We start from the raw sequence: 26,058 nt of genomic DNA, 5'->3' as shown, positions 1-26,058 counted from the left end.
GGAAGCGCTGATGACTCAGCCGCCCAACCAGCCGCCGTCCGGCGGCTTCGGAGCTCCGCAGGATCCACCACCGGGGCAGCCGCCGATACAGCCGCAGCCCGGGTACGGCTATCCGCAGAGCCCGCAGACTCCGCAGCCTCCGCCGCCCGCGTCCGGCAACCCGTACGCGCAGCCGACACAGCCTGGCCCGTACACGCAGCCCGGCCCCTACGGCCAGCCGCAGCAGCCCGGCCCGTACGCGAATCAGCCGCAGCAGCCCGGCCCGTACGCGAATCAGCCGCAGCAGCCCGGCCCGTACGCGAATCAGCCGCAGCAGCCCGGCCCGTACGCGAACCAGCCGCAGCAGCCCGGCCCGTACGCGAACCAGCCGCAGCAGCCCGGCCCCTACGCGAACCAGCCGCAGTACGGCTACCCGCAGCAGCCGCCCACTCAGCCGCAGTTCCCGGCGGGCCCCGGCGCCCCCGGCGGCGGCAACGGCAACGGCAAGCGCAACAAGCTCTTCGTGATCGCCGCCGCGGCCGTGGCCGCGCTCGTCGTCGCGGGCGGGGTCACCTGGGCCGTCGTCGGCGGTGACGACGACGGCGGGAAGAAGAAGTCCGAGGCGAAGAAGAAGGACCCGAAGCCGTCCCTCTCCGCCCCCGCCAACCCGGGCACCGGCGACGGCGACGACGACGCCAACGAAGGCAAGGAAGACCTCAACGAAGGCCGCCAGCCCGGAGAGGCGAAGGTCCTCTGGTACAAGGAGGCGCCCAAGGTGCCCGGTTCCGGAGGCGACGCCCCGGGCATGTGGGTCGAGGGCGACACCGTGGTGAAGGCCGCGTACAAGGAACTCTTCGCGTACAAGGTGAAGAGCGGCAAGGTCGCTTGGGACCCCATCAAGTTCCCGCAGAAGATCTGTGCGGCGACCCAGACGGCCACCGACGACGGCAAGATCGTCGTCGCGTTCAAAGAGAGCACCAAAAGCACCGCCAAGTGCAATCAGCTCCAGGTCATCGACCTGAAGACCGGTGACAAGGGCTGGGGCAAGCCGGTCGAGCAGCAGGGCGCCTTCGACTTCTCCATGCAGAGCCACCTCGTCCTCATCGGTGACGTGCTGATGGTCGGCCGCGACCAGTCCGGCACGGCGCTGCGCATGAGCGACGGCAAGCAGCTCTTCGTCGCGGACGAGAAGGACGAGGGCACCTGCTTCCCCAATGGGTTCGCCGGCGGTGACGGCAAGCTCCTGATGGCGCTGTCCTGCGGCGCGAGCACCCCCACCGAGCACGACGAGCTACAGGAGCTCGACCCGAAGACCGGCAAGGCCCTGTGGACCAAGAAGTTCCCCAAGGGCTGGCGGGTCCGCAAGATCTACGGCACGAGCCCCACGATCGTGTACCTCCGCAACGAGGACAAGAAGAAGTGGAACATCTCGGTGCTGAAGGAGAAGAGCGAGGCGACCCGCTCCGAGGTCAGCTCCGACGACAACTTCGCGCCGCAGTGCGGCACTTCGATCGTCGACGACACACTGGGCGGCTGCCTGGGCGTGGCGAACGACGACAAGTACCTCTACCTGCCGACCGACGACAAGGGCGCCAACGCGATCGTCGCGATCAGCCTGGCCACCGGCAAGGAAGCCTGGCGCACCAAGTCGCCGCTGGACGAAACGATGCTGCCGCTGAAGATCGAGGACGGCTCGCTCATCGCGTACATCGAACCGTCGTACGATTCCGGCGGCCGCGTGGTCTCCATCTCCACGTCCGGCTCCCACAAGCCCAAGACCCTTCTGCGGCACCCGAACGGCACTTCGCAGATCGAGAGCGGCTTCTACTCGAAGGACGTCGACTACGTGGACGGGCGCTTCTACATCTCCACCACCAGCATCATGGGCACCTCCGGCCAGGCGAAGCTGATGCTCGCCTACGGCAAGTGACCCCGGACGCCGCCGCGTTCACCCTCTCGTCCCTCAGCACTCTCCGCGTCCCCAAGGAATAGACGACGTCATGACCCAGCCGCCCCAGCCCCCGCAGCAGCCGCCGAACGAGCCTCCGCAGGGCGGCTTCGGCGCGCCCCAGGACCCTCCGCCCGGCGGTTTCGGCGCCCCGCAGGACCCTCCGCCCGGAGGCTTCGGCAAGGCCCCGGACCCGTCCTACGGCTACCCGCAGCAGCCCCCGGCCCCCCAGGCCCCGCCGCCCGCCGCGCCCCCGGCACCCGCGGGACCGCCGCCGCAGGCTCCGCCAGGCGCCCCCGGCGGGCCAGCCGAACTACGGCTACCCCCAGGCACCCCAGGCACCCCAGGCACCTCAGGCCCCGCAGGGCTACGGCTACCCGACGCAGCCCGCCCAGCCCCAGTACCAGCAGCCCCCGTACCAGCAGGGCTACCCGCAGCAGGGCTATCAGCAGCCGCCCACCATGCCGATGCACCCGCAGCCCGGCGGCTCCGGCTCCGGTGGCGGCAAGAAGTTCGGCGGCCAGCTGGCGATCATCGTCGCGGCGGTCGTCGCGATCGCGCTGATCGTCGGCGGCGGCGTGATGTACGCCGCGTCGAAGGACGACGACTCCAAGAACACCGCCCAGGGCTCCGACGGCAAGGGCGGCGACAAGGAGGGCAAGGGCGGCAAGGGCGGTGACACCCTGCCCGACGCGGGCCCGGCCAAGGAGAAGGCCCCGGCCGACCCCTCGGCCAAGGTGGTCATGCAGCTGCCGCAGCCGGCGGTCCCCGAGGACCAGATCTGGCAGGCCAACGGTTCGCTCCTGACCGACGACACCTACGTCAAGTCGGGCATCAGCGAGGTGAACGGCTATGACCCGGACACCGGCAAGGAGAAGTGGTCCGTCCCGCTCTCCGGCCAGGTCTGCGCGATGTCCCGGGAGATGACCGACGACGGTGTCGCCGCGGTCGTCACCGAGGAGGCCGAGCGGAACAAGAAGGGCGACTACGAGAGCTGCACCAACGTCTCCGCGATCGACCTGACGTCCGGCAAGAAGCTCTGGACCAAGACCGTCGAGACCAACGGCATGAAGGCGACCTTCAAGGAGGTCACCATCTCCGGCACCACGATCGCCGCCGGCGCGGGCACCAGCAGTGGCGGCGCCGCCTGGGACGTGGGCGGCAAGTCCCTGTGGACGCCGAAGGTCGGCAAGTGCGAGGACGTCGGCTACGCCGGCGGCGACCAGCTGGTCGCGGTCCGCAGGTGCGGCGATTACGGCGACTACAAGCTGAAGGTCCAGCTCCTGGACCCGAAGACCGGCGACGACAAGTGGACGTACCCGCTGGCCGAGGGCATCGACAACGCCAAGATCATCTCGACGAACCCGGTCGTCTTCGGCCAGGACACCACCGAGATCACCGCGAGCGGTGTCACCGACGTCTTCGCGCTCGGCAGCAACGGCAAGCTGCGCGCCAAGATCTCGCTGGAGGACGGCAAGTACGACCACGAGTGCGGCGTCAACGTGGTCAACGACTGCACGGCGATCGCGGTCGGCAACGACCGGCTGTACGTCCCGACCCGCCAGCACGACGGCAGCGGCGAGAGCTACAACCGGACCAACGAGATCGTGTCGTTCTCGCTGGCCACCGGCAAGCCGACCAGTGACCGCGCCGTCGCGGGCGAGAACGGCCAGATCTTCCCGATCCGCATGGACGGCGGCAACGTCCTCGCGTACAAGGCGCACGGCTACCAGAAGGGCGCCCAGGTCGTCTCGCTCGACGGCAAGACGATGAAGGAGACCAAGCTCCTGGAGACGCCCTCCTCGGAGTCGGTCACCGACGCGATCAGCGGCATGGTCCCGAAGTCGAACGAACTGGTCTACGCCGACGGGCGGCTGTTCCTCGGCAAGCAGCTGCTGAGCAAGCCCTACTCGAAGGACGAGAAGGAGTACGTCGCGCTCGGTTTCGCCGCGAAGTAGTCCCCGATCCACGCATGACGGCCGTCCCCTTGGAGCACGAAGGGGGCGGCCGTCGTCGTCACCGCGCCGTCCAGTGCTCCCCATCACCCCTGAATGGCCTGGATTTCCGCATTCCGGCCCGCTTCTGATGGGTAGGGGGCGCGCAACGTCGAACAAGCGTGTAGCTTCCGTCAGATGAAGGGCCGGGGGGCCTGCGGGAACTGGGGGGTTTCTATGGGTGTGCGGCTCATGGTGGTCGACGATCACCGCCTGCTCGCCGAAGCGCTCGCCTCGGCGCTGAAACTGCGCGGGCACCGGGTGCTCGCCGCGGCGGCGCCCGCGGCGGGGGCGGCGGAGCTGGTGATCAGCAGGGCGCCGGAGGTCTGCCTCCTGGGCACGGCCACGCCCGCCGAGCCGGGCATGTTCGACCCGGTGGTGAGGATCAAGCGGGAGCGCCCGCAGGTGGCGGTCGTGGTGCTCGGCCCGGTGCCGAGCCCGCGCGGGATCGCCGCGGCGTTCGCCGCCGGCGCCTGCGGATACGTACGCCATGACGAGCGCATAGAAGGAGTGGAGCGCGCCATCATGAAGGCGCGCGCCGGGGAGGCCGCCGTCGCGCCGCAGTTGCTGCACGGTGCCTTCAGCGAGCTGCTGAATCCGGCGGCGCAGCCCGACGACGAGGGGCAGCGCCTGTTGCAGATGCTCACGCCCCGCGAGGTCGAGGTGCTGGTGCGGGTGGCGGACGGCGAGGACACGCGGCTGATCGCGGCCGGGATGGGGATAGCCCCGAGCACCGCGCGCACGCATGTGCAGCGGGTCCTGATGAAGCTGGGCGTCGGTTCGCGCCTGGAGGCCGCCGCGCTCGCCGCGCGCACGGGTCTGCTGGACCGCGCGGAGCGGCCCGTGTCGGCGTACGAGGAGCAGGCCGGGGCGGCGGACACGCGGACGGGGCCCGAGTCACCGCGGTGAACGACCGGGCCCCGCCGCAAGGGGGCTACTCGTCCTCGCCGGGCGGGGCGGCGGGCGCCACCGTGGGGCGCAGCCACAGCCAGCCGAGGAAGAACAGCCCGAGGGCGAGCATGCCGAGGCCCGTCCACAGGTTGATGTTGATGTCCTCGGCCTTCCTCAGGTCGGCGTCGGACGCGGTGATCCCGGCGATCGTCACGATGATGCCGTAGACGACGAACAGGCCGCCGATGATCCGCCGGATGTCGAAGAGGCGGGCGGCTGTCGCGGACTTGGCCTCCAGGTCGGAGACGTGCTGGTGCAGATCATTGGGCAGATCCGGCTGATCAGACATGTTCTTGGTCCTCCGACCGGGGTTAGAGCGAGTACGGCAGGTAGCAGGCGGCGGCGAGCACGACGGCGCCCCAGCCGAGCAGCGCGGGCTTGCGGTACCAGGCGTTGTCACCGGCCGCCGTGTCCTCGTCGCCTCCGTCCTCCAGGCCCGGCGACGCGGTTCCGTAGACGAGACCGGCCAGTTCGGCCTCCGGCCTGGGCGCGGTGAAGAGGGTGACGACGACCATCACGACGGCACCGGCGACGAAGCCGACGATGGCCGAGACGAAGTTGGCGCCCTGGTCGGTCGGGATGTCGATGACGCCCTGCTGGTAGATCCAGAAGTAGTTGACCATCGCGGCCGTCGTGCCCGCGACCAGGCCCCACACACCGGACTTCATCGAGGCCCGCTTCCAGAACATGCCGATGATGAAGACCACGAACATTGGGACGTTGAAGAAGGAGAAGAGGGTCTGGAGGTACCCCATGATGTTCGAGAAGCTCGACGCGATGAAGGCGGTGCCGATCGAGGCGAGCACGCCGATCGCCGTGATGAGCCGGCCGAACTTCAGGTAGTAGCCGTCCTCGCGGCCCTTGATCACGTACTTGGCCCAGATGTCGTACGTGAAGACGGTGTTGAAGGAGGAGACGTTCGCGGCCATGCCCGCCATGAACGCGGCGAGCAGACCGGTCACCGCGATGCCGAGGACGCCGTTGGGCAGCAACTCCTGCATGAGGTAGGGGATCGCGTCGTTGTACGTCAGATCGGAGCCCGCCGTGCCGATCTTCGGGACCAGGACCGCCGCGACCAGGCCCGGGATCATCACCAGGAAGACGATGAAGATCTTCGGGAAGGCGGCGATCAGCGGGGTGCGCCGGGCGGCGCTGAGGTTCTTCGCGGACAGGGCGCGCTGCACCTCGGCGAAGTTCGTCGTCCAGTAGCCGAAGGAGAGCACGAAGCCGAGGCCGAGGATGATCGTCAGCCAGTTGGCGCCGAGCGGGTTGGCGTCGCCGATGCCGGTGCCGCCCCAGGCGGTGAGGAAGTCGCCGCCGTGCTGCTTCTCGATGGAGCCGCTCAGGCCGTCCCAGCCGCCGACCTTCTTCAGGCCGATGACGCAGATCGGGATGAGCGCGGCCAGGATCACGAAGAACTGGAGCACTTCGTTGTAGATCGCCGAGGAGAGGCCGCCGATGGTGATGTACGCGAGCACGAACAGCCCCGCCACGACGATCGCCACCCACTGCGGCCAGCCCAGCAGCGCCTCGACGACGATCGACAGGGCGTAGAGGTTCACGCCCGCGATGAGTATCGCCGCGAAGGCGAAGAGGGCCGAGCTGAGCAGGTGCGCCGACGTGTCGAAGCGCTGGAGCAGGAACTCCGGGACGGAGCGGACCTTGCTGCGGTAGTAGAACGGCATCATGACCAGGCCCAGGAAGACCATGGCCGGGATGGCGCCGATCCAGTACCAGTGGACGACGGCGACGCCGTACTGCGCGCCGGTGGCCGCCATGCCGAGGATCTCGGTGGCGCCGAGGTTCGCGGCGACGAAGGCGAGGCCGGTGACCCAGGCGGGCAGGGAGCGGCCCGAGAGGAAGAAGTCGAGGCTGGTCTTCACGGAGCGCCGGGCGGCGAAGCCGATGCCGAGGACCACGGCGAAGTAGATCGCGAGGATCGCGTAGTCGAGGCCGTTGGTGGGCAGCCGAAGTCCCTCGGCCAGGGTTTGTGTGGGGGACTGCATGGAGGAACTCGCTTCGTCGCGCGAACGGATCAGAGGGGAACCTACGCCGCTCGCCGCGATAATTGAACAGTTCTGTTGATGTTTTTTGTTTGATTGTGATCGACCAGTTGACGCTCCTGCCTTGGCGTGGTTTGTTGTGTTCGGTTCTGTTGGGTGGGTGGTGAGGAGCCCCGGACGTGAAGAAGACCTCGACCCGTCTCGCCGACGGTCGTGAGCTCATCTACTACGACGTGCGCGACGACGCGGTCCGCGAGGCCGTAGACCGGCGCCCGCTCGACCCCGTCTCCACGGCGTCGGAGATCCGCCGCGACCCCCTCCTCGGTGACTCCGTGGCCATCGCCTCGCACCGCCAGGGCCGCACCTACCACCCGCCGGCCGACGAGTGCCCCCTGTGCCCCTCCGCAGGGCCGGCTCAGCGAGATCCCCGACTCCTCGTACGACGTCGTCGTCTTCGAGAACCGCTTCCCCTCGCTCGCGGGCGACGCGGGCCGCTGCGAGGTGGTCTGCTTCACCTCCGACCACGCCTCGTCCTTCGCCGACCTCACCCACGAGCAGGCCGCACTCGTCCTGGAGGCCTGGACCGACCGCACCGCCGAGCTGTCCCACCTGCCTGCCGTCGAGCAGGTGTTCTGCTTCGAGAACCGCGGCGCCGAAATCGGTGTGACCCTCGGCCACCCGCACGGGCAGATCTACGCCTATCCGTTCGTCACGCCCCGCACCGAGCTGGCGCTGCGCTCACTCGCCGCGTTCAAGGAGGCCTCCGGTGGCCACAACCTCTTCGACGACATCGTCGCCAAGGAGAGCGCGGGCGAACGGGTCGTCCTGGAGGCGGAGCACTGGCTGGCCTTCGTCCCTTATGCCGCCCACTGGCCCTACGAGGTGCACCTCTACCCCAAGCGCCGGGTGCCCGACCTGCTCGGGCTCGACGAGGGGGCGCGCACAGAGTTCCCCCAGGTCTATCTGGAACTCCTCAGGCGCTTCGACCGGATCTTCGGACCGACCGAGAACCCCACCCCGTACATCGCCGCCTGGCACCAGGCACCCTTCACGGCCCTGGAGGGACATGACGGGATCAACCGTGATGATTTCGCCCTCCACCTCGAACTTTTCACGATCCGCCGCACTTCGGGCAAGCTGAAGTTCCTCGCGGGTTCCGAATCCGGCATGAGCGTGTTCATCAACGACGTGCCGCCGGAAGCCGCGGCCGAGCGACTGCGAGAGGTAGCGAGTTCATGAGCGGTAAGTACCTGGTCACCGGTGGGGCGGGCTATGTCGGAAGCGTGGTGGCCCAGCATTTGATCGAGGCCGGCCGCGAGGTGACGGTCCTCGACAACCTCTCGACCGGCTTCCGCGAGGGCGTCCCCGCCGGTGCCGCCTTCATCGAGGGCGACATCAGGGACGCCGCCAAATGGCTGGACTCCTCCTTCGACGCCGTCCTGCACTTCGCCGCCTTCTCGCAGGTCGGCGAGTCCGTCGCCAAGCCCGAGAAGTACTGGGACAACAACGTCGGCGGCACCATGGCGCTGCTCGCCGCCATGCGCGACGCCGACGTGCGCAGGCTCGTCTTCTCCTCGACGGCCGCCACCTACGGCGAACCGGTCAGCACCCCCATCACGGAGACCGACCCCACCGCCCCCACCTCCCCCTACGGCGCCTCGAAGCTCGCCGTCGACCACATGATCACCGGCGAGGCCACCGCCCACGGCCTGGCCGCCGTCTCCCTGCGCTACTTCAACGTCGCCGGTGCCTACGGCGAGTTCGGCGAGCGCCACGACCCCGAGTCGCACCTCATCCCGCTCGTCCTCCAGGTCGCCCAGGGCAGGCGCGAGGCGATCAGCGTCTACGGCGACGACTACCCCACCGACGACGGCACCTGCGTACGCGACTACATCCACGTCGCCGACCTCGCCGAGGCCCACCTCCTCGCCGTCGCCGCCGCCACCCCCGGCGAGCACCTCATCTGCAACCTCGGCAACGGCAACGGCTTCTCCGTGCGCCAGGTCATCGAGACCGTCCGCCAGGTCACCGGGCACCCCATCCCCGAGGTGATGGCCCCGCGCCGCGACGGCGACCCGGCGGTGCTCGTCGCCTCCGCCGCCACCGCGCGCGCAAAGCTCGGCTGGCACCCGTCCCGCCCGGACCTCGCGGGCATCGTCGCCGACGCCTGGGCCTTCGCCCGGCGAAAGGGGTAGTTGATGGCCACTGCAGCCGAAGTCGCCACGCAGTTCGAGGAGTTGTACGGGTACGCGCCGCACGGCGTCTGGTCGGCGCCCGGCCGCGTCAACCTCATCGGCGAGTACACGGACTTCAACGAAGGCTTCGTGCTGCCGCTCGCCCTCCCGCACACGGCGGTCGCCGCCGTCTCCCCGCGCACCGACGGCGTCCTGCGGCTGCACTCCGCCGACCTCGACGCCCCGCTCGCCGAACTGCGCGTCGACGAGCTGACCCCGCTCTCCGACGGCGGCTGGGCCGCCTACCCCGCCGGGGTCGTCTGGGCGCTGCGGGAGGCCGGGCACCCCGTCACCGGCGCCGACCTGCACCTGGCCTCGACGGTCCCGACCGGTGCGGGGCTGTCGTCGTCGGCCGCCCTCGAAGTGGTCACCGCGCTCGCCCTCGACGACCTGTTCGGGTTCGGCCTCACCCGGCCCGAACTGGCCGTCCTCGCCCAGCGCGCCGAGAACGCCTTCGTCGGCGTCCCCTGCGGCGTCATGGACCAGACGGCGTCCGCCTGCTGCACCGACGGACACGCCCTGCACCTGGACTGCCGCGACCTGTCCCTGCGCCAGGTCCCCTTCGACCTCGCGGCGCACGGCCTGCGTCTCCTCGTCGTCGACACCCGCGTCAAGCACGCGCTCGGCGACGGCACCTACGCCGAGCGCCGCGCGGGCTGCGAGGAGGGCGCCCGCACTCTCGGCGTCAGCCACCTGCGCGACATCGCGTACGCGGAACTGCCCGCCGCGCTCGGCAGGTTGACGGACGAGAGGGTCCGCCGCTACGTCCGCCACATCGTCTCCGACGACCACCGCGTCGAGCGGGTCATCGGCCTCCTGGACGCCGGTGACGTCCGCGCGATCGGCCCCGTCCTCACCGAGGGCCACGCCTCGCTCCGCGACGACCTGCGCATCTCCTGCCCGGAGCTGGACCTGGTCGTGCACACCGCGAACGAGGCGGGCGCGCTCGGCGCCCGGATGACCGGCGGCGGCTTCGGCGGCTCGGCGATCGTCCTGGTCGAGACGGACGACACCGACAAGGTCACCGCGGCCGTCCTGGCGTCCTTCGCCGCCGCGGGCTTGACGGCGCCGCGGGTCTTCCCCGCGGTGGCGTCGGCGGGGGCGCGCAGGGAGGCGTGAAAGCCGCCAGGAGATTCATGGCGCCGAGCGGTCACACTCGCGCGGCGCGACTCGTCATGGCAGTGAACAACCCCTTGGCCGGGGCGTGAAGGCGCCCCGGCGACTGCCAGCTGAGGAGCACCCCTGATGTCCACCGCTCACGTCGTCGTCACCATCCTGGCCGCCGCGATGACCGGCTTCTCGGCCGCCTCGGTCTTCCTGCGCTCGAAGTGGGTCATCCAGCCCATGGCCGACTACGGCATCCCGCGGACGTGGCTGCCCTGGCTCGGCCTCGCCAAGGCCGCGGGCGCCGTCGGCCTCCTCGTCGGCCTGGCCGTGCCGTTCATCGGGGTCGCGGCCGGCATCGCCCTGGTCCTGTACTTCACCGGAGCCGTGATCACGGTGGCGCGGGCCCGCTGGTACGCACACATCCCCTTCCCCCTGGTGTACGCGGCGCCGGTCGTCGCCGCGCTGGCTCTCGGGTTCGCGGCTTGAGCCCCACGGGAGGTGAGGCAGGCGCGCTACGACGGCGTGGTCGCGTGCCTTCGCGCGCGGACGGCGGTGCACGCCGTTCACACCAGTGGTGGACGCGACGTGGATGCTGTCGGCCAGTCATTCCGCTGCCTTGACACTCTCGACGAACGCGGCGAAGGCCGCGGCCGTTATGGCCATACCGTCCCGGTGGAGGTCCTTGGAGTCGCGTACACCCACCCACGACTGGATGTGGGCGACCTCGACGCATTCGTTGTCTGCCGCGCTGTAACTGCTCTTGAACCAGCTTGCTGCTGCGAGCTGGGCGTCGCTTGGCGCCTCGTTCATCGGGTGAGCTCCTGTCGTGCTGCAGCCAGCAGGTCAAGGCTGACCGATGTGTCGGCCGCTTGTGATCGCAAGTAGTCAAACATGAGCTTGTAGTTCTGCACCTCAGTAGGTGCGTCGAGATAGAGCCCTCGCTTGTGGAGCTCCAGGTAGACCACGTTCATGCTGCTGAGCGGGTCACCCGCATCATCACGCCCGAGGACCAGGAAGTGACCGCCGGAGCCTGCCGCGTGGGCGCCCGCCGCGAACTGGAGTACCTGAATGTCCACGTTGGGTCGTTGTGCCATGGCGTGGAGGTGGCCGATCTGTTCGGCCATGACGTCTGTGCCGCCCACGGTCCGTCGGAGTACCGCATCGTCGAGGACCACCCACAGGTGCAGGGCGGGGGAGCGTTCGAGGATTGCCTGGCGCTTGATGCGGGCGTCCACCTTGTCCGCGATCACGTCCGCCTCTGTGCGGACATCCTGCGCCTCATGCAACGCGAGGGCATATCGAGGAGTTTGGAGGAGTCCCGGGACCAGTGCGTTCGCGAAGACGTGTTCGTATGTGGCGACATCCTCGAAAGACAGCAGCGGGTCCATTACCTCGGGGACGGCGGGATGGTCCATCCACCAACCGTTCTCCTGATTACGGACGAGTCGGATCAGCGTGTCCCGCTCCTGGGACGTAGCGCCGCAGGTGTCGGCAAGCGCCGTCACTGTGGGCACCCTGAGCTTGGCTCGGTCCTGCCATGTCTCGTACCGGTTCACGGTCCCGATGGAGACACCTGCGCGTTTGGCCACTTCGGACTGTGTGAGGTTGGCCCGGGTGCGCAGCGCCCTGAGCCCGCGCGCAATCTGCATGCGGCCAGCGGGTCCCGCTGATCCTCGTACCGTCACTATTTCGTCTCCGGCTCGGCAGTCATCGTCACTGTGGTCCCTTCGTCGGGGAGCCCATGCACGGAGCGTACGCAGCACCGGCACTGTCGGCCCATCCTGTGAAGTTCACCTTGTTGGGGGGAGGTCGAGCCAACTGACTATCGATGGTTGAAATTCAATGGCATGGTGTTCAACGAGCACGGTGGGTGGTCGTCCTGTCGCCCAGCGTGGTGGTCGGTGGTGCGTGTCTGCACCTGTGAGAGGAGCGCCCATGCCCTTGCAAGCTGTCGGTGATCTGTGGAGGCGGGGATTGATGAGTCGGATCGCCGACTACGCAAGCGTGTTCCGTGTCCCGCGCGGGCGCCACCGTGCCGGACGCAAGGTCCAGCAGGCGCCGAAGAACTCACCCCAAGTGATGCCCACAGCCCGGCCCTGTCCGCCCGTGGCCGCAACCGTACGGTGCTGGCACGAGCCTCTCGACGGCGCGGCCTCCAGGTTGATCCGCCCCTATCTGGCAGCGTGCGAGGACGAGGAGAAGGCCCGGCTGCAGCGGTTGCGCCGCGACACCCTGTGGTGTGCCACGTATGGCATCGACCTTGATGCGCGCAATATCCATCGCGCGCTGGAGGTGGCGTGATGGTCTACGACTTCGAGGAGCTGGACGGTGGCCTGTGCGGCGACATGACTTCCGGGTGCGCGGACCATGTGGCTGCCGTACAACTCACCTTGGTGCGTCGGCTGCTGGCGCGCGCCCGGAGTGTTCTTGCTGAGCCCGACGCAACAGGGCCCCAACCTGCGTCGCTGACTGCCCAACTGGCCTGTGCGCTGGGTGACGCGTTGCTCATCGCCGAGAGCCGGGTCGCCCACTTCGCCGGACCGCGCCCGGCTCCGTGCAGGGCCGTGTCCCGGCCTGCCCCGCAGATACTGTCCATGCGCAGGCTGCCCGGCACGGATCTGACCTCAACTCCGGCCGCCCGCCGGTACGTCCGGGATACCGCTCGCTCCTGGGGGCTGTTGCAAGACCAGGTGGAAACCCTGGAGGTGATCACCAGTGAACTCGTCACCAATGCTCTTGAGCATGCCGGTGCCGAGACGGTCACTGTGGTCCTGGCTCTCGCCGACCGGACCGTGACGCTCAGTGTCACGGACGAGGGGCAGGACGGCTTGCATGTGGCGGAAGAAGGCTTCCTGGAAGTGGGTGCCCCGGAAGAGGGAGAGTCCGAGTCCGGTCGAGGACTGCTGATCGTCTCAGCGCTCGCTGATCGGTGGGGGCGGTACGGCGCACCCGGCGGCCTGACCGTGTGGGCCGAGATGGACGCGGTTCGCGCGACAGCGCGGTGACAGATGAGTGCCGGCAGATCGTCCGAGGCCACCCGCGAAGGCGAAGGAGGCGCGGTGGCCGCGTCACGCTGAAGGCCCCAGCCGCTTGGTGAGCGTGAACTCCTTGACGCCCTCGGGGTAGTCGGGGATCACGCACACCAGCTCGTACCCCTGACCGCGGTAGAACCCCGGCGCCTGGAAGTCCCACGTATCCACCCGCGAGGCCACGCAGTCCCGCTCCTCGCGGGCGACGCGTTCCGCCTCGGCGAGCAGGCGGGTGCCGAGGCCCGTGCCGCGACAGCGGTCGTCGACCCAGAGCAGGTCCACGTGCAGCCAGCGGCCCCAGGTATGCCCGGCGAGACCGGCGGCGAGGTCACCCGCCGCGTCCAACGCCCAGAGCGCCAGCGGGACTTCCTGGTCGTCGACCGTGCCCCGCAGGGCCCGGAGCCGAGGGGAGGCCGCCGTGTTCGTCTCCGCGAGCCGCGAACGAAGCAGAGCCAGCCGCTCTTTGTCGACTCCTGTCTCCATGCGAAACATACGGCTCACCATAAACGCGCCGGACAATCAGTTCTGCAAATCACCTTCCGCTCCTGGCGTGCGGCCCTACTCTGAAGAACAGTGCCGGTGGGGGCCGGCACCGATCAGGGGGCGAGACAGTCGGGTGCGACGCCCGGCATGGGGGTGGGCGCGGGCACGCGCGGCGGCGGCCGTGCGACCGCGGCGACCCCCGTTCCGGACGCCGGACCCCGCGGATCGTTCCCCGACGTATTCGACGGGGGTATCCCCTGCTCCTTGCGGGAGCGCGGGGGAGGGGGTTTTCTATGGTTCGCATCCGAGTTCTGGTCGTCGACGACCATCGCATCTTCGCCGAGTCGCTGGCCGCGGCGCTGGCGGCCGAGCCCGACGTGGAGGTGTCCGCGGCGGGCAGCGGGCCCGCCGCGCTGCGCTGCCTGGAGCGGTCGGTCGCCGAAGGCCGCAGATACGACGTGCTGCTCGTCGACGCCGACCTCGGCGCCACCGCGAGCGCCCTGAACGGCTCTCGGCCCGCGGTTCCCGTCCAGGACAGCAACGCCGAGGGGCTCGTCGACGGCATCTCCCTGGTCGCGGGCGTCCGCACAGGGCATCCCGCCGTCCGCACGGTGGTACTCGCCGAGAAGGACGACCCGCGGCGCGCGGCCCTCGCCCTCCAGGCAGGCGCCTGTGGCTGGGTCGCCAAGGACTGCTCGCTCTCGCGCCTGCTCACCGTCGTCCGGGGCGTCCTGCGGGAGGAGACGCACCTGCCGGCCGCCCTGCTCACCGGCGTCCTGCGCGAACTGACCGCCGCCCGCAAACACCGCACCGAGTCCGAGCGGCTCGTGGAGTCCCTGACCCCGCGCGAGCGCGAGGTGCTGCGCTGCATGGTGGCGGGCCTGGGCAGGAAGGCCGTCGCCGAACGCCTCTTCCTCTCCCCGCACACCGTGCGTACGCACATGCAGAACGTCCTGGGAAAGCTGGGCGTGCACTCCACACTCGCGGCGGTCGCACTCGCCCGCCGCGCCGGTGTCGGCCCGGTCGACCTAGCCGGGGATGTTGTCGAACGGGGCGGTCAACTGGCGTAGCAGCCCCGCCAGTTCGCCCCGCTGGGCGCGGGAGAGCTCGCCGAGGATCGCCCGCTCCTGCTCCAGGAGCCCGGCCAGGGCCTGGTCGGCGCGGTCCCGTCCCTCGGCGGTGAGGCGCACGAGCACACCGCGCCGGTCGCTGGGGTCGGGCAGACGCTCGACGAGGCCCTTCTTCGCGAGGCGGTCGATGCGGTTGGTCATCGTCCCGGACGTCACCAGGGTCTGCGTCAGGAGCTGACCGGGGGAGAGCTGATAGGGCGCGCCCGCGCGCCGCAGCGAGGTGAGGACGTCGAACTCCCACGGCTCCAGCTGGTGCTCGGAGAAGGCGAGTCTGCGGGCGCGGTCCAGATGGCGCGCGAGCCTGCTCACGCGGCTGAGCACCTCAAGCGGCTCCACGTCGAGGTCCGGGCGCTCTCTGCGCCACGCCGCGACCAGCCGATCGACCTCGTCCTCCATGACGATCAGTGTAGGGGGTCTGTCGACGTGAAGTCTCTTGACGTCAAGATATGCGAGGGTCGAGGATGGCGCGGGAAGGGTCTGCACCCCACCGCCGCCGTCATCGAGGAGGCCCCTCATGCCCGCCGCGGAAGCCGCCGCCACCTGGGATCCGCGCCAGTACCTGCGCCACTGTGGCCACCGCGCACGGCCCTTCGCCGACCTGCTGGCCCGCGTCCCCGACCCTCCCCGCCCCCAAGGCGGCCCGCCGCGGATCGCCGACCTCGGCTGCGGGCCCGGCAACGTCACGCGGCTCCTCGCACAGCGCTGGCCCGACGCGCACATCACCGGCTTCGACAACTCCCCGGCCATGCTGGCCGAGGCCGAGCAGTACGCGGGACCCACGCCGGGCGGCGGCCGCCTGGACTTCGCCCCCGCCGACGCCACCGACTGGACGCCGGCTCCCGGGACGTACGACCTGCTCCTCTCCAACGCCACCCTGCAGTGGGTGCGCGGCCACGCGGACGCCTTCCCCACCTGGCTCCGCGCGCTCACACCCGGCGGTACGTTCGCCTTCCAGGTCCCCGGCAACTTCGACGCCCCCAGCCATGTGCTGATGCGGGACCTGTGCGAGTCCGCGCGGTGGCGGGGACGGCTCGGCGGACGCCTGCGGCACGCGGACGCTGTGCTGACACCCGGCGCGTACCTGGAGCGGCTGGCAGGGCCGGGCTGCGAGGTCGACGCGTGGGAGACGACGTACCTGCACGTCCTGGAGGGCGATGACCCGGTCCTGGACTGGCTCAAGGGCACAGGCCTGCGCCCGGTCCTGACGGCACTCGCGGACGACGAGGAGGCGCTGAACGCCTTCCTGACGGAGTACGGGGCCCTGCTGCGCGAGGCCTACCCGGCGATTCCCGGGGGCGGGGGCACGGTGCTCCCCTTCCGGCGGGTGTTCGTGGTGGCGCGGGTCCTCGAACCCTTGGCCTGAACTCGCACTTTTGAGTGAAGGCACGGGGCTCTCCGGGTGAGGGCGCGTCGTGCGCCCTAGCGTCGCGGTGTCGCTTGTGCCGCAGTGGCGCCCGCGCCCACACTGATGGAGGAGGTGCTGCACGATGACCGCTCTCGCACATGAGGTGACTCCCGTGGTGGACAACCCGGTATCCGACTTGGACGAGGTCCTGTGGCAGGCGTGGAAGGCCATGGATCTCCCCGAGGGCTACCGCGCCGAGATCATCGAGGGAGCCATCGAGGTGTCGCCTACCGGTCGCCGTCGTCACGGCGTGCTCAGCAACCGTCTCAGCCGCGCGCTGAACCGCCATTTGGCAGGCGGTGACTACGCGGCGTACCAGGACGTCAACGTCGTCCACCGCCAAAAAGCCTGGATCCCCGACGTCTTCCTCGCCCCCGAAGACCTCGACGAGATCCCCGACGAAGAAGACCTCGGCGTCGACGCCTCCGGAGTCGCCATGGTCGTCGAGGTCGTGTCACCCGGCCGCCGCAACATCGAGCGGGACCGGGTGCGCAAGCGCCGCGAGTACGCCCGTGCGGGCATCCCCGTCTATGTGATCGTCGACGACTTCGACGAGGACGGTGCCGTCCACGTCCTGTCGCTGCCCGACCCGAAGAAGGCGACCTACGAGGAGGCGCACCGCGTCCCGTACGGCACCGAGGCGGTGATTCCGAGCGGCCCCGCCAAGGGGTTCACCATCGGCGAGGACATCACGCGCAGCTGAGCGCCCCCCCGTTTCCGGGAGCCGTCAGCTCTTCCTGTGCCCTATCAGCCGCGGCTTCGGCTCCAGGCCGTCCAAGCCGTGCCACGCCAGGTTCACGAGGTGCGCCGCCACCTCCGCCTTCTTCGGCTTGCGGACGTCCAGCCACCACTGCCCCGTCAGCGCGACCATGCCGACCAGCGCCTGCGCGTACAGCGGCGCCAGCTTCTGGTCGAAGCCGCGGCCCTTGAACTCCTGCCCCAGGATGTCCTCCACCTGCGTGGCGATGTCGGAGATGAGGGAGGCGAAGGTGCCCGTGGACTGCGCCACGGGCGAGTCGCGGACCAGGATGCGGAAGCCGTCCGTATACGTATCGATGTAGTCCAGCAGGGCGAACGCGGCCTGTTCCAGCAGCTCCCGCGGATGCCCGGCGGTGAGCGCGCCCGTCACCATGTCCAGGAGCTGACGCATCTCCCGGTCCACGACCACCGCGTACAGGCCCTCCTTGCCGCCGAAGTGCTCGTACACCACCGGCTTGGAGACCCCGGCCTTCGCCGCGATCTCCTCCACCGACGTGCCCTCGAAGCCCTTCGAGGCGAAGAGCGTGCGGCCGATGTCCAGCAACTGCTCCCGGCGCTCCGCACCCGTCATCCGGGTCCGGCGGGTGCGCCGGGGCTGCTTCTCTTTGCCGGCAGGGCTGGTGTTGCTGGAGTCGGTCGCCACGTCGTCCATCATGCCGCGTCAGCGCCCTGCGGCTGTCGGCGGGAGTCGATGCGCGACTTCGACGGCCACCGCACGTCGTACGCCCAGCCGAGCCGCTCGCACCAGCGGATGATCCGCGCCGAGGAGTCCAGCTGGCCCTTCATCACGCCGTGCCGCGCGGACGTCGGGTCGGCATGGTGGAGGTTGTGCCAGGACTCGCCGCACGACAGGACCGCCAGCCACCACACGTTGCCCGAGCGGTCCCGGGACTTGAAGGGACGCTTGCCGACCGCGTGACAGATGGAGTTGATCGACCACGTCACGTGGTGCAGCAGCGCCACGCGGACCAGCGAGCCCCAGAAGAACGCCGTGAACGCGCCCCACCACGACATCGTCACCAGACCGCCCACCAGCGGCGGGATCGCCAGCGACACGATCGTCCAGAACAGGAACTGCCGGGAGATCCGGCGGATCGCCGGGTCCTTGACCAGGTCCGGCGCGTACTTGTCCTGCGGCGTCCGCTCCTCGTCGAACATCCAGCCGATGTGCGCCCACCACAGGCCCTTCATCAGGGCCGGGACCGTCTCACCGAAGCGCCACGGCGAATGCGGGTCGCCCTCGGCGTCCGAGAACTTGTGATGCTTGCGGTGGTCGGCCACCCAGCGCACCACCGGACCCTCCACGGCCATCGAACCGGCGACCGCCAGCGCGATCCGCAGCGGGCGCTTCGCCTTGAAGGAACCGTGCGTGAAATAGCGGTGGAAGCCGATCGTGATGCCGTGGCACCCCAGGTAGTACATGAAGACGAGCAGGCCCAGATCCAGCCAGCTCACCCCCCATCCCCACGCCAGCGGCACCGCCGCCAGCACGGCGAGGAACGGGACGACGATGAACAGGAGCAGCGCCAGCTGTTCCAGGGACCGCTTCTGCTCACCGCCCAGCGTCGCGTCAGGAAGCGGTTCGTCGGAAGCCGCCGCCCTGAGGACGGGAGCGTCGTCGATCACATCGGTCTCGGAAGGCGCATCGGAAGCTGTCGTCATGGGCACGTCCCCCAGGGGGTCGAGGTCAAGGTCGGAGAGAAGGTGCACAGGTACGGGTTCCGCTTCCTACGGTTCCGTAACCTACGGCGTCGTAAGTATGGCAGCGCGGCGCGTCTCGGCAAGTGGCCGGAACTTCCGCGCCGCGCGGTGACACATATCCTGGGAACCGGTCGGACAGCGCGGTCCGCTCTGAATCTCCCCGGATCCTTACCGGGACCCCTCCCAGATGAGCTTCAAACACTGCAAGGAGCCGCACCTGTGAGCAGTGCCGACGACCAGGGCCGACAGGCCACCAGCCCCGCCAGCACCGAGCTGCGCGCCGACATCCGCCGCCTCGGCGACCTGCTGGGCGAGACCCTCGTACGCCAGGAGGGTCCCGAACTCCTCGAACTGGTCGAGAAGGTCCGCCGCCTGACGCGCGAGGACGGCGAGGCCGCCGCCAAGCTGCTCGGCGGCACCGAACTGGAGACCGCCGCCAAGCTGGTCCGCGCCTTCTCCACCTACTTCCACCTGGCGAACGTCACCGAGCAGGTCCACCGCGGCCGCGAGCTGCGCGCCCGCCGCGCCGCCGAGGGCGGCCTCCTCGCCCGCACCGCGGACCGCCTCAAGGACGCCGACCCCGAACACCTGCGCCAGACCGTGCAGCACCTCAACGTGCGGCCCGTCTTCACCGCGCACCCCACCGAGGCCGCCCGCCGCTCGGTCCTCAACAAGCTCCGCCGCGTCGCCGAACTCCTGGAGACCCCGGTCATCGACTCCGACCGGCGCCGCCACGACACCCGACTGGCCGAGAACATCGACCTCGTCTGGCAGACCGACGAACTGCGCGTCGTCCGCCCCGAGCCCACCGACGAGGCCCGCAACGCCATCTACTACCTCGACGAGCTCCACGCCGGCGCCGTCGGCGACGTACTCGAAGACCTCACCGCCGAACTGGAACGCGTCGGCGTCCAGCTCCCCGAAGGCACCCGCCCCCTCACCTTCGGCACCTGGATCGGCGGCGACCGCGACGGCAACCCCAACGTGACGCCCGCCGTCACCTGGGACGTCCTGATCCTCCAGCACGAGCACGGCATCAACGACGCGCTCGACATGATCGACGAGCTGCGCGGCTTCCTCTCCAACTCCATCCGCTACACCGGAGCCACCGACGAGCTGAAGGCCTCCCTCCAGGCGGACCTGGAGCGCCTCCCCGAGATCAGCCCCCGCTACAAGCGCCTCAACGCCGAAGAGCCCTACCGCCTCAAGGCCACCTGCATCCGGCAGAAGCTGGAGAACACCAAGCAGCGCCTCGCCAAGGGCACCGCCCACGTACCCGGCCGCGACTACCTCGGCACCAGCGAGCTGCTCGAAGACCTCACGCTCATCCAGACCTCCCTGCGCGAACACAAGGGCGCCCTCTTCGCCGACGGCCGGATGAACCGCACCATCCGCACCCTCGCCGCGTTCGGCCTCCAGCTCGCCACCATGGACGTACGTGAGCACGCCGACGCCCACCACCACGCGCTCGGCCAGCTCTTCGACCGCCTCGGCGAGGAGTCCTGGCGCTACGCGGACATGCCCCGCGAGTACCGCCAGAAGCTCCTCGCCAAGGAGCTCCGCTCGCGGCGTCCCCTCGCCCCGTCGCCCGCCCCGCTCGACGCCGCCGGAGAGAAGACCCTCGGCGTCTTCCTCACCGTCAAGAAGGCCCTCGAAGTCTTCGGACCCGAGGTCATCGAGTCGTACATCATCTCGATGTGCCAGGGCGCCGACGACGTCTTCGCCGCCGCCGTCCTCGCCCGCGAGGCCGGCCTCATCGACCTCCATGCCGGCTGGGCCAAGATCGGCATCGTGCCGCTCCTGGAGACCACCGACGAACTGCGCGCCGCCGACGTCATCCTCGACGAGATGCTCGCCGACCCCTCGTACCGGCGTCTGGTCGCGCTCCGGGGCGACGTCCAGGAGGTCATGCTCGGGTACTCCGACTCCTCCAAGTTCGGCGGCATCACCACCAGCCAGTGGGAGATCCACCGCGCCCAGCGGCGGCTGCGTGACGTCGCGCACCGCTACGGCGTACGCCTGCGCCTCTTCCACGGCCGCGGCGGCACCGTCGGCCGCGGCGGCGGCCCCTCCCACGACGCCATCCTCGCCCAGCCCTGGGGCACCCTGGAGGGCGAGATCAAGGTGACCGAGCAGGGCGAGGTCATCTCCGACAAGTACCTCGTGCCCTCACTGGCCCGCGAGAACCTGGAACTGACCGTCGCGGCCACCCTCCAGGCCTCCGCCCTGCACACCGCCCCGCGCCAGTCCGACGAGGCCCTCGCCCGCTGGGACGCCGCCATGGACGTCGTCTCCGACGCCGCCCACTCCGCGTACCGCAAGCTGGTCGAGGACCCGGACCTGCCGACGTACTTCCTCGCGTCGACCCCGGTCGACCAGCTCGCCGACCTGCACCTCGGCTCCCGGCCCTCCCGCCGCCCCGGCTCGGGCGTCTCGCTCGACGGCCTGCGCGCCATCCCGTGGGTCTTCGGCTGGACCCAGTCACGGCAGATCGTGCCCGGCTGGTTCGGCGTCGGGTCAGGCCTCAAGGCGCTGCGCGAAGCCGGGCTCGACACCGTGCTCGACGAGATGCACGACCACTGGCACTTCTTCCGCAACTTCATCTCCAACGTCGAGATGACCCTCGCCAAGACCGACCTGCGCATCGCACGGCATTACGTCGACACGCTCGTCCCGGATGAGCTGAAGCACGTCTTCGCCATGATCCAGGAAGAACACGAGCTGACCGTCCGCGAGGTCCTGCGGATCACCGGCGGCGACGAGCTGCTCGGCTCCCACCCGGCCCTCCAGCGGACCTTCGCCATCCGCGACGCCTACCTCGACCCGATCTCGTACCTTCAGGTCGCGCTGCTCAAGCGGCAGCGGGACGCGGCGGCCGCCGGCCAGGAGCCCGATCCGTTGCTGGGGCGGGCGTTGCTGCTCACCGTCAACGGTGTCGCGGCCGGGCTCCGGAACACCGGCTGAGTCCTGCGGGCGCGTGGGGGCTGGTCGCGCGGTTCCCCGCGCCCCTTCGGGGCGCTCCTCGCGGGGCGCCCCTTACAGGGCGCGCCCCCTGATATTGCTCAGGAGTTGTACGTGCCCTGCGCGCGCTCCAGGCCCTCGATGACCAGGGCCTCCACCGCGTCGGCCGCCCGGTCCACGAAATAGTCCAGCTCCTTGCGCTCCGCCGAGGAGAAGTCCTTCAGCACGAAGTCCGCCACCTGCATCCGCCCCGGCGGCCGCCCGATCCCGAACCGCACCCGGTGGTAGTCCGCACCCATCGCCTTCGTCATCGACTTCAGACCGTTGTGGCCGTTGTCGCCGCCACCCAGCTTCAGCCGCAACGTGCCGTAGTCGATGTCCAGCTCGTCGTGGACCGCCACGATGTGCTCCGTCGGCACCTTGTAGAAGTCACGCAGCGCCGTCACCGGACCACCCGAGACGTTCATGTACGACATCGGCTTCACCAGGATCACCCGACGGCTCGCCGGACCCGGCGCCCCGATCCGGCCCTCCACCACCTGGGCCTGCGCCTTCGCGGCCCGTTTGAACTTGCCGCCGACGCGCTGCGCCAGCAGGTCGGCCACCATGAAACCCACGTTGTGCCGGTTCATGGCGTACTCCGGACCCGGATTACCGAGACCCGCGATCAGCCACGGCGCATTGACGTTGGCGTCGGTCGTCACGTGCATGTCTCCTTACATACGCGGCAGCCGCCGCCCCCGAGGGAGCGGCGGCTGCCGTGCCGGATGTACGTCGCGAGGATCAGGCCTCGGCGGACGCGTCGCCCTCGGCGGCACCCTCGGCCGGGGCCTCCTCGGCCTGCGCGGCCATGACCTGGATGACGACCGCGTCCTCGTCGATCGCCAGCTTGGAACCGGACGGCAGCGGGATGTCCTTGGCGAGGATGGACGCACCGGCGTCCAGACCCGCGATGGAGACCGTGACCTCGGTCGGGATGTGCGTGGCCTCGGCCTCGACCGGCAGCGTGTTCAGCACGTGCTCAAGCAGGTTGCTGCCCGGGGCCAGCTCACCCTCGGTGTGGACCGGGATCTCGACCGTGACCTTCTCGCCGCTGCGCACGAGCAGCAGGTCGACGTGCTTCAGGATGCCCTGACGGAGAGCGTCACGCTGCACGGCCTTCGGGATGGCCAGCTGCGTCTTGCCGTCGACGTCCAGGGAGATCAGGACGTTCGGCGTACGCAGGGCGAGCAGCAGCTCGTGGCCCGGCAGGGTCAGGTGGACCGGCTCGGCACCGTGACCGTAAAGAACGCCGGGAACCTTGTTCTCGCGGCGGACGCGGCGCGAAGCGCCCTTGCCGAACTCCGTACGGACCTCGGCGGAAATCTTGACCTCGGACATGTGCACTCCTCGTACAACAGGTGTCGGATGGGGTTACCCGGCCATACGACTGGCCTGCTACGAAGAGCGCGTCGATAACGGACCGCCACACACCGTGTTTCATCAGAAACGGGTGCGGCCTCCCTCGCCGAGCAACTCCGTGAGTCTACCCGGCGGGGAGGCCACACCCAAAAGGATCTTTACTGCTCCTCGAAGAGGCTCGTCACCGAACCGTCCTCGAACACCTCACGCACCGCGTTCGCGATCGTCGGCGCGATCGACAGCACCGTGATCTTGTCCAGCTCCAGCTCACCCGGCGTCGGCAGCGTGTCCGTGAACACGAACTCGCTCACCTTCGAGTTCTTCAGCCGGTCCGCAGCCGGACCCGACAGCACACCGTGCGTCGCCGTCACGATGACGTCCTCCGCACCGTGCGCGAACAGCGCGTCCGCCGCGGCACAGATCGTGCCACCCGTGTCGATCATGTCGTCGACCAGGACACACACGCGGCCCTGCACCTCACCGACCACCTCATGCACGGTGACCTGGTTCGCCACATCCTTGTCACGACGCTTGTGGACGATCGCCAGCGGCGCGCCCAGACGGTCGCACCAGCGGTCGGCCACACGGACGCGGCCGGCATCGGGGGAGACCACCGTCAGCTTCGAGCGGTCCACCTTCGCGCCCACGTAGTCCGCGAGGATCGGCAGCGCGAACAGGTGGTCCACCGGTCCGTCGAAGAAGCCCTGGATCTGGTCGGTGTGCAGGTCGACCGTGAGGATGCGGTCGGCGCCCGCGGTCTTCATCAGGTCGGCGATCAGGCGCGCCGAGATCGGTTCACGCCCGCGGTGCTTCTTGTCCTGACGCGCGTAACCGTAGAACGGCACGATGACGGTGATGGAGCGGGCCGACGCGCGCTTCAGCGCGTCGATCATGATCAACTGCTCCATGATCCACTTATTGATCGGAGCGGTGTGGCTCTGGATCAAGAAGCAGTCGGCGCCACGCGCCGACTCCTGGTAGCGGACGTAGATCTCGCCATTGGCGAAATCGAAGGCCTTCGTCGGCACGATGCCGACACCCAGCTTGTGTGCGACCTCCTCGGCCAACTCGGGGTGGGCGCGGCCGGAGAAGAGCATCAACTTCTTCTCGCCGGTCGTCTTGATCCCGGTCACAGCACTGTCTCCTCAGAGAGTTCTTCCCGCTGCCGTACTCACGCGTCCCGATGCGACGAGTCGGCCGAATGTGTGCACCTATCACGGTACGCCGTGTCAGACGCACCTGTTTCCGGTCAGCTTGCGCCGTCCGCCTCCCGGGACACCGCCTCGGCCGCCTTCGCCGCCGCGCTCCCCGGACGCTTGCGGGCCACCCAGCCCTCGATATTCCGCTGCTGGCCCCGCGCAACGGCCAGCGAACCCGCCGGCACGTCCTTCGTGATCACAGACCCGGCGGCGGTGTAAGCACCGTCCCCGACCGTGACAGGAGCCACAAACATGTTGTCCGACCCCGTACGACAGTGAGACCCCACCGTCGTGTGGTGCTTCGCCTCACCGTCATAGTTCACGAAGACACTCGCCGCGCCGATGTTGGAGTACTCACCGATCGTCGCGTCACCCACGTACGACAGGTGCGGCACCTTCGAACCCTCACCGACCGTCGCGTTCTTCATCTCCACATACGTACCCGCCTTGGAAGCCGTCCCAAGCCGGGTGCCCGGCCGCAGATACGCGAACGGGCCGACACTCGCCCGCTCCCCGACCTCCGCGCCGACCGCGACACTGTTGTCGACCCGGGCCCCCGGACCCACCTTCGTGTCCGTCAGCCGCGAGTTCGGCCCCACCTCGGCACCCTTCGCCAGATGCGTGGCACCGTGCAGCTGCGTACCCGGATGCACCACCGCGTCCCGCTCGAACGTCACCGTCGCGTCGACCCACGTCGAAGCCGGATCCACGACAGTGACCCCGTCGAGCATCGCCGCCGTCAGCAACCGGTCGTTCAACGTACGACGCGCCTGCGCCAGTTGTACGCGGTTGTTGATCCCCGCGATCTCCTCGTGGTCCTCGGCCACGGCCGCGCCCACCCGGTGCCCGGCCTCACGCAGGATCCCCAGCACGTCCGTCAGGTACTCCTCGCCCTGACTGTTGTCCGTGCGCACCTTGCCCAGCGCTTCCGAGAGGAGCCGGCCGTCGAAGGCGAAGACCCCCGAGTTGATCTCACGGATCGCGCGCTGCGACTCCGTGGCGTCCTTGTGCTCGACGATCGCGGTGACCGCGCCGTTCGCACCGTCGCGCACGATGCGGCCGTAACCCGTCGCGTCCGGCACCTCGGCGGTCAGCACGGTCACGGCGTTGCCGTCGGTGCCGTGCGTGGCGGCCAGCTTCTGGAGCGTGGCGCCGGTCAGCAGCGGGGTGTCGCCGCAGACCACGATGACAGTGCCGTCGACCACGCCGCCCAGCTCTTCGAGACCGATGCGGACGGCGTGTCCCGTGCCGTTCTGCTCCGCCTGGTAGGCGGTGCGGACCTGCGGCGCGATGGCGCCGAGGTGCTCGCGGACCTGCTCGCTCTGGAAGCCGACGACGGTGACGAGCTGCTCGGGCGAGAGCGCGGAGGCGGCGTGCAGCACGTGCCCGATGAGGGAACGCCCGCAGATCTCGTGCAGGACCTTGGGCAGGTCCGACTTCATGCGGGTGCCCTCACCCGCGGCGAGGACGACGACGGCTGCCGGGCGAGTTGCGCTCACGGGGGTGCCCTTCGGCTTCGGATGGCGTGGGGTGCCTGGGTGGGGTGGACATCCGCAGGATACCGGGGCGTAGGGGGCGGAAATGGGGGCGGGTCCTGACCGCACGGTCAGGACCCGGATTCTGTAGCTCCGCCGGCTGGATTCGAACCAGCGTCTCAAGGCTCCAAAGGCCTGCGGGATGCCGCTACCCCACGGCGGATCACGCCTCAGACCCTACCTGAGTCGTGTCACTGCATCTGCAGTGATCCCATTCCACCACCCGTCGATGTGGCAGT

Annotated in this window: 23 protein-coding genes, 1 tRNA gene and 2 pseudogenes; 13 read left to right on the top strand and 13 right to left on the bottom strand. The window is 69.5% G+C overall.

Annotated elements, in window-relative coordinates:
• Positions 1-10 precede the first annotated feature (10 nt).
• The 3 genes and pseudogenes from ACOBQB_RS25180 (at position 11) to ACOBQB_RS25170 (ending at position 4,830) form a co-directional block, all read left to right on the top strand.
• Complete coding sequence (locus tag ACOBQB_RS25180; protein ID WP_423594480.1) at positions 11-1,909, top strand: PQQ-binding-like beta-propeller repeat protein; 1,899 nt, start codon at positions 11-13, stop codon at positions 1,907-1,909.
• Positions 1,910-1,979: 70 nt separating this feature from the next.
• Positions 1,980-3,885: pseudogene (locus ACOBQB_RS25175) on the top strand (PQQ-binding-like beta-propeller repeat protein).
• A gap of 213 nt (positions 3,886-4,098) precedes the next feature.
• A complete protein-coding gene (locus ACOBQB_RS25170) occupies positions 4,099-4,830 on the top strand; it encodes a helix-turn-helix transcriptional regulator (protein WP_423594478.1) in 732 nt (243 codons plus the stop codon).
• Between the two features lie 25 nt (positions 4,831-4,855).
• On the opposite strand, the gene ACOBQB_RS25165 is transcribed toward ACOBQB_RS25170, so the two are convergent.
• Together ACOBQB_RS25165 and ACOBQB_RS25160 are read right to left on the bottom strand one after the other, a co-directional pair.
• Complete coding sequence (locus tag ACOBQB_RS25165) at positions 4,856-5,161, bottom strand: hypothetical protein (RefSeq protein WP_423594476.1); 306 nt, start codon at positions 5,159-5,161, stop codon at positions 4,856-4,858.
• 22 nt (positions 5,162-5,183) lie between these two features.
• A complete protein-coding gene (locus ACOBQB_RS25160; RefSeq protein ID WP_423594474.1) occupies positions 5,184-6,878 on the bottom strand; it encodes a sodium:solute symporter family protein in 1,695 nt (564 codons plus the stop codon).
• 176 nt (positions 6,879-7,054) lie between these two features.
• Here ACOBQB_RS25160 and galT point away from each other — a divergent pair.
• The 4 genes and pseudogenes from galT (at position 7,055) to ACOBQB_RS25140 (ending at position 10,702) form a co-directional block, all read left to right on the top strand.
• Positions 7,055-8,114: pseudogene (gene galT, locus ACOBQB_RS25155) on the top strand (galactose-1-phosphate uridylyltransferase).
• Positions 8,111-9,070 carry a UDP-glucose 4-epimerase GalE gene (gene galE / locus ACOBQB_RS25150; protein WP_423594472.1) on the top strand — a complete coding sequence of 320 codons (960 nt, stop codon included), beginning with the start codon at positions 8,111-8,113 and terminating at the stop codon, positions 9,068-9,070. Before galT ends, galE begins: the two are co-directional and overlap by 4 nt.
• A 3-nt stretch (positions 9,071-9,073) precedes the next feature.
• Positions 9,074-10,228, top strand: a complete 1,155-nt coding sequence (gene galK / locus ACOBQB_RS25145; protein ID WP_423594470.1) for a galactokinase — start codon at positions 9,074-9,076, stop codon at positions 10,226-10,228.
• Between the two features lie 126 nt (positions 10,229-10,354).
• Complete coding sequence (locus tag ACOBQB_RS25140) at positions 10,355-10,702, top strand: DoxX family protein (protein ID WP_423594468.1); 348 nt, start codon at positions 10,355-10,357, stop codon at positions 10,700-10,702.
• Between the two features lie 117 nt (positions 10,703-10,819).
• Here the strand turns inward: ACOBQB_RS25140 and ACOBQB_RS25135 are convergent, their stop codons facing one another.
• Together ACOBQB_RS25135 and ACOBQB_RS25130 are read right to left on the bottom strand one after the other, a co-directional pair.
• The gene (locus ACOBQB_RS25135; RefSeq protein WP_423594466.1) at positions 10,820-11,026 is read right to left on the bottom strand and encodes a DUF397 domain-containing protein; all 207 of its coding nucleotides are present in this window, start codon (positions 11,024-11,026) and stop codon (positions 10,820-10,822) included.
• Positions 11,023-11,865: a helix-turn-helix domain-containing protein gene (locus ACOBQB_RS25130; RefSeq protein ID WP_423594464.1), complete on the bottom strand. Its 843-nt coding sequence runs from the start codon at positions 11,863-11,865 to the stop codon at positions 11,023-11,025. Before ACOBQB_RS25130 ends, ACOBQB_RS25135 begins: the two co-directional genes overlap by 4 nt.
• Positions 11,866-12,151: 286 nt before the next feature.
• Here ACOBQB_RS25130 and ACOBQB_RS25125 point away from each other — a divergent pair, with 286 nt between their 5' ends.
• Together ACOBQB_RS25125 and ACOBQB_RS25120 are read left to right on the top strand one after the other, a co-directional pair.
• The gene (locus ACOBQB_RS25125) at positions 12,152-12,517 is read left to right on the top strand and encodes a hypothetical protein (RefSeq protein ID WP_423594462.1); all 366 of its coding nucleotides are present in this window, start codon (positions 12,152-12,154) and stop codon (positions 12,515-12,517) included.
• Between the two features lie 293 nt (positions 12,518-12,810).
• Positions 12,811-13,221 (top strand): ATP-binding protein, encoded by a 411-nt coding sequence (locus tag ACOBQB_RS25120; protein WP_423594460.1) that lies wholly within the window; start codon positions 12,811-12,813, stop codon positions 13,219-13,221.
• A gap of 63 nt (positions 13,222-13,284) precedes the next feature.
• Here the strand turns inward: ACOBQB_RS25120 and ACOBQB_RS25115 are convergent, their stop codons facing one another.
• Positions 13,285-13,749, bottom strand: a complete 465-nt coding sequence (locus ACOBQB_RS25115) for a GNAT family N-acetyltransferase (RefSeq protein ID WP_423594458.1) — start codon at positions 13,747-13,749, stop codon at positions 13,285-13,287.
• A 272-nt stretch (positions 13,750-14,021) separates the two neighbouring features.
• Between ACOBQB_RS25115 and ACOBQB_RS25110 the strand changes: the two genes are divergently transcribed.
• Positions 14,022-14,798 (top strand): LuxR C-terminal-related transcriptional regulator, encoded by a 777-nt coding sequence (locus ACOBQB_RS25110; RefSeq protein ID WP_423594456.1) that lies wholly within the window; start codon positions 14,022-14,024, stop codon positions 14,796-14,798.
• On the opposite strand, the gene tamR is transcribed toward ACOBQB_RS25110, so the two are convergent.
• Positions 14,757-15,254 (bottom strand): MarR family transcriptional regulator TamR, encoded by a 498-nt coding sequence (gene tamR, locus ACOBQB_RS25105; protein ID WP_127909867.1) that lies wholly within the window; start codon positions 15,252-15,254, stop codon positions 14,757-14,759. The genes ACOBQB_RS25110 and tamR overlap by 42 nt on opposite strands.
• A gap of 118 nt (positions 15,255-15,372) precedes the next feature.
• Between tamR and ACOBQB_RS25100 the strand changes: the two genes are divergently transcribed.
• Together ACOBQB_RS25100 and ACOBQB_RS25095 are read left to right on the top strand one after the other, a co-directional pair.
• Positions 15,373-16,221, top strand: a complete 849-nt coding sequence (locus tag ACOBQB_RS25100) for a trans-aconitate 2-methyltransferase (protein ID WP_423594454.1) — start codon at positions 15,373-15,375, stop codon at positions 16,219-16,221.
• 124 nt (positions 16,222-16,345) lie between these two features.
• Complete coding sequence (locus tag ACOBQB_RS25095; protein ID WP_423594452.1) at positions 16,346-16,966, top strand: Uma2 family endonuclease; 621 nt, start codon at positions 16,346-16,348, stop codon at positions 16,964-16,966.
• A 24-nt stretch (positions 16,967-16,990) separates the two neighbouring features.
• On the opposite strand, the gene ACOBQB_RS25090 is transcribed toward ACOBQB_RS25095, so the two are convergent.
• Together ACOBQB_RS25090 and ACOBQB_RS25085 are read right to left on the bottom strand one after the other, a co-directional pair.
• On the bottom strand, positions 16,991-17,677 hold the full coding sequence (locus ACOBQB_RS25090; RefSeq protein WP_423594450.1) for a TetR/AcrR family transcriptional regulator: 687 nt from the start codon (positions 17,675-17,677) through the stop codon (positions 16,991-16,993).
• Positions 17,674-18,684: an acyl-CoA desaturase gene (locus ACOBQB_RS25085; RefSeq protein ID WP_423594448.1), complete on the bottom strand. Its 1,011-nt coding sequence runs from the start codon at positions 18,682-18,684 to the stop codon at positions 17,674-17,676. The genes ACOBQB_RS25090 and ACOBQB_RS25085 overlap by 4 nt, the downstream gene beginning before the upstream one ends.
• A gap of 258 nt (positions 18,685-18,942) precedes the next feature.
• Between ACOBQB_RS25085 and ppc the strand changes: the two genes are divergently transcribed.
• The gene (gene ppc, locus ACOBQB_RS25080) at positions 18,943-21,687 is read left to right on the top strand and encodes a phosphoenolpyruvate carboxylase (protein ID WP_423594446.1); all 2,745 of its coding nucleotides are present in this window, start codon (positions 18,943-18,945) and stop codon (positions 21,685-21,687) included.
• Between the two features lie 98 nt (positions 21,688-21,785).
• On the opposite strand, the gene pth is transcribed toward ppc, so the two are convergent.
• From pth to ACOBQB_RS25055, 5 genes are all read right to left on the bottom strand, one after another.
• Positions 21,786-22,394 (bottom strand): aminoacyl-tRNA hydrolase, encoded by a 609-nt coding sequence (gene pth, locus ACOBQB_RS25075; RefSeq protein ID WP_423594444.1) that lies wholly within the window; start codon positions 22,392-22,394, stop codon positions 21,786-21,788.
• Positions 22,395-22,467: 73 nt separating this feature from the next.
• Positions 22,468-23,064 carry a 50S ribosomal protein L25/general stress protein Ctc gene (locus tag ACOBQB_RS25070; RefSeq protein WP_423594442.1) on the bottom strand — a complete coding sequence of 199 codons (597 nt, stop codon included), beginning with the start codon at positions 23,062-23,064 and terminating at the stop codon, positions 22,468-22,470.
• Positions 23,065-23,243: 179 nt separating this feature from the next.
• The gene (locus ACOBQB_RS25065; RefSeq protein ID WP_127909859.1) at positions 23,244-24,218 is read right to left on the bottom strand and encodes a ribose-phosphate diphosphokinase; all 975 of its coding nucleotides are present in this window, start codon (positions 24,216-24,218) and stop codon (positions 23,244-23,246) included.
• 116 nt (positions 24,219-24,334) lie between these two features.
• Positions 24,335-25,783, bottom strand: coding sequence for a bifunctional UDP-N-acetylglucosamine diphosphorylase/glucosamine-1-phosphate N-acetyltransferase GlmU (gene glmU / locus ACOBQB_RS25060; protein ID WP_423594440.1), 1,449 nt, complete (start codon positions 25,781-25,783; stop codon positions 24,335-24,337).
• Between the two features lie 127 nt (positions 25,784-25,910).
• Positions 25,911-25,982, bottom strand: a tRNA-Gln gene (locus ACOBQB_RS25055).
• Positions 25,983-26,058 lie beyond the last annotated feature (76 nt).

The organism is Streptomyces sp. G5(2025) (assembly GCF_049542075.1).
Taxonomy (GTDB): domain Bacteria; phylum Actinomycetota; class Actinomycetes; order Streptomycetales; family Streptomycetaceae; genus Streptomyces.
The sequence above is the reverse complement of the archived record's forward strand: the minus strand, read 5'-3'. Positions and strand labels throughout refer to the sequence as shown.

Coding starts and splice junctions, on each gene's coding strand:
- ACOBQB_RS25180 (WP_423594480.1), top strand. CDS start 11: ATGACTCAGCCGCCCAACCAGCCGCCGTCCGGCGGCTTCGGAGCTCCG.
- ACOBQB_RS25170 (WP_423594478.1), top strand. CDS start 4,099: ATGGGTGTGCGGCTCATGGTGGTCGACGATCACCGCCTGCTCGCCGAA.
- ACOBQB_RS25165 (WP_423594476.1), bottom strand. CDS start 5,161: ATGTCTGATCAGCCGGATCTGCCCAATGATCTGCACCAGCACGTCTCC.
- ACOBQB_RS25160 (WP_423594474.1), bottom strand. CDS start 6,878: ATGCAGTCCCCCACACAAACCCTGGCCGAGGGACTTCGGCTGCCCACC.
- galE (WP_423594472.1), top strand. CDS start 8,111: ATGAGCGGTAAGTACCTGGTCACCGGTGGGGCGGGCTATGTCGGAAGC.
- galK (WP_423594470.1), top strand. CDS start 9,074: ATGGCCACTGCAGCCGAAGTCGCCACGCAGTTCGAGGAGTTGTACGGG.
- ACOBQB_RS25140 (WP_423594468.1), top strand. CDS start 10,355: ATGTCCACCGCTCACGTCGTCGTCACCATCCTGGCCGCCGCGATGACC.
- ACOBQB_RS25135 (WP_423594466.1), bottom strand. CDS start 11,026: ATGAACGAGGCGCCAAGCGACGCCCAGCTCGCAGCAGCAAGCTGGTTC.
- ACOBQB_RS25130 (WP_423594464.1), bottom strand. CDS start 11,865: ATGCAGATTGCGCGCGGGCTCAGGGCGCTGCGCACCCGGGCCAACCTC.
- ACOBQB_RS25125 (WP_423594462.1), top strand. CDS start 12,152: ATGCCCTTGCAAGCTGTCGGTGATCTGTGGAGGCGGGGATTGATGAGT.
- ACOBQB_RS25120 (WP_423594460.1), top strand. CDS start 12,811: ATGCGCAGGCTGCCCGGCACGGATCTGACCTCAACTCCGGCCGCCCGC.
- ACOBQB_RS25115 (WP_423594458.1), bottom strand. CDS start 13,749: ATGGTGAGCCGTATGTTTCGCATGGAGACAGGAGTCGACAAAGAGCGG.
- ACOBQB_RS25110 (WP_423594456.1), top strand. CDS start 14,022: ATGGTTCGCATCCGAGTTCTGGTCGTCGACGACCATCGCATCTTCGCC.
- tamR (WP_127909867.1), bottom strand. CDS start 15,254: ATGGAGGACGAGGTCGATCGGCTGGTCGCGGCGTGGCGCAGAGAGCGC.
- ACOBQB_RS25100 (WP_423594454.1), top strand. CDS start 15,373: ATGCCCGCCGCGGAAGCCGCCGCCACCTGGGATCCGCGCCAGTACCTG.
- ACOBQB_RS25095 (WP_423594452.1), top strand. CDS start 16,346: ATGACCGCTCTCGCACATGAGGTGACTCCCGTGGTGGACAACCCGGTA.
- ACOBQB_RS25090 (WP_423594450.1), bottom strand. CDS start 17,677: ATGATGGACGACGTGGCGACCGACTCCAGCAACACCAGCCCTGCCGGC.
- ACOBQB_RS25085 (WP_423594448.1), bottom strand. CDS start 18,684: ATGACGACAGCTTCCGATGCGCCTTCCGAGACCGATGTGATCGACGAC.
- pth (WP_423594444.1), bottom strand. CDS start 22,394: ATGCACGTGACGACCGACGCCAACGTCAATGCGCCGTGGCTGATCGCG.
- ACOBQB_RS25070 (WP_423594442.1), bottom strand. CDS start 23,064: ATGTCCGAGGTCAAGATTTCCGCCGAGGTCCGTACGGAGTTCGGCAAG.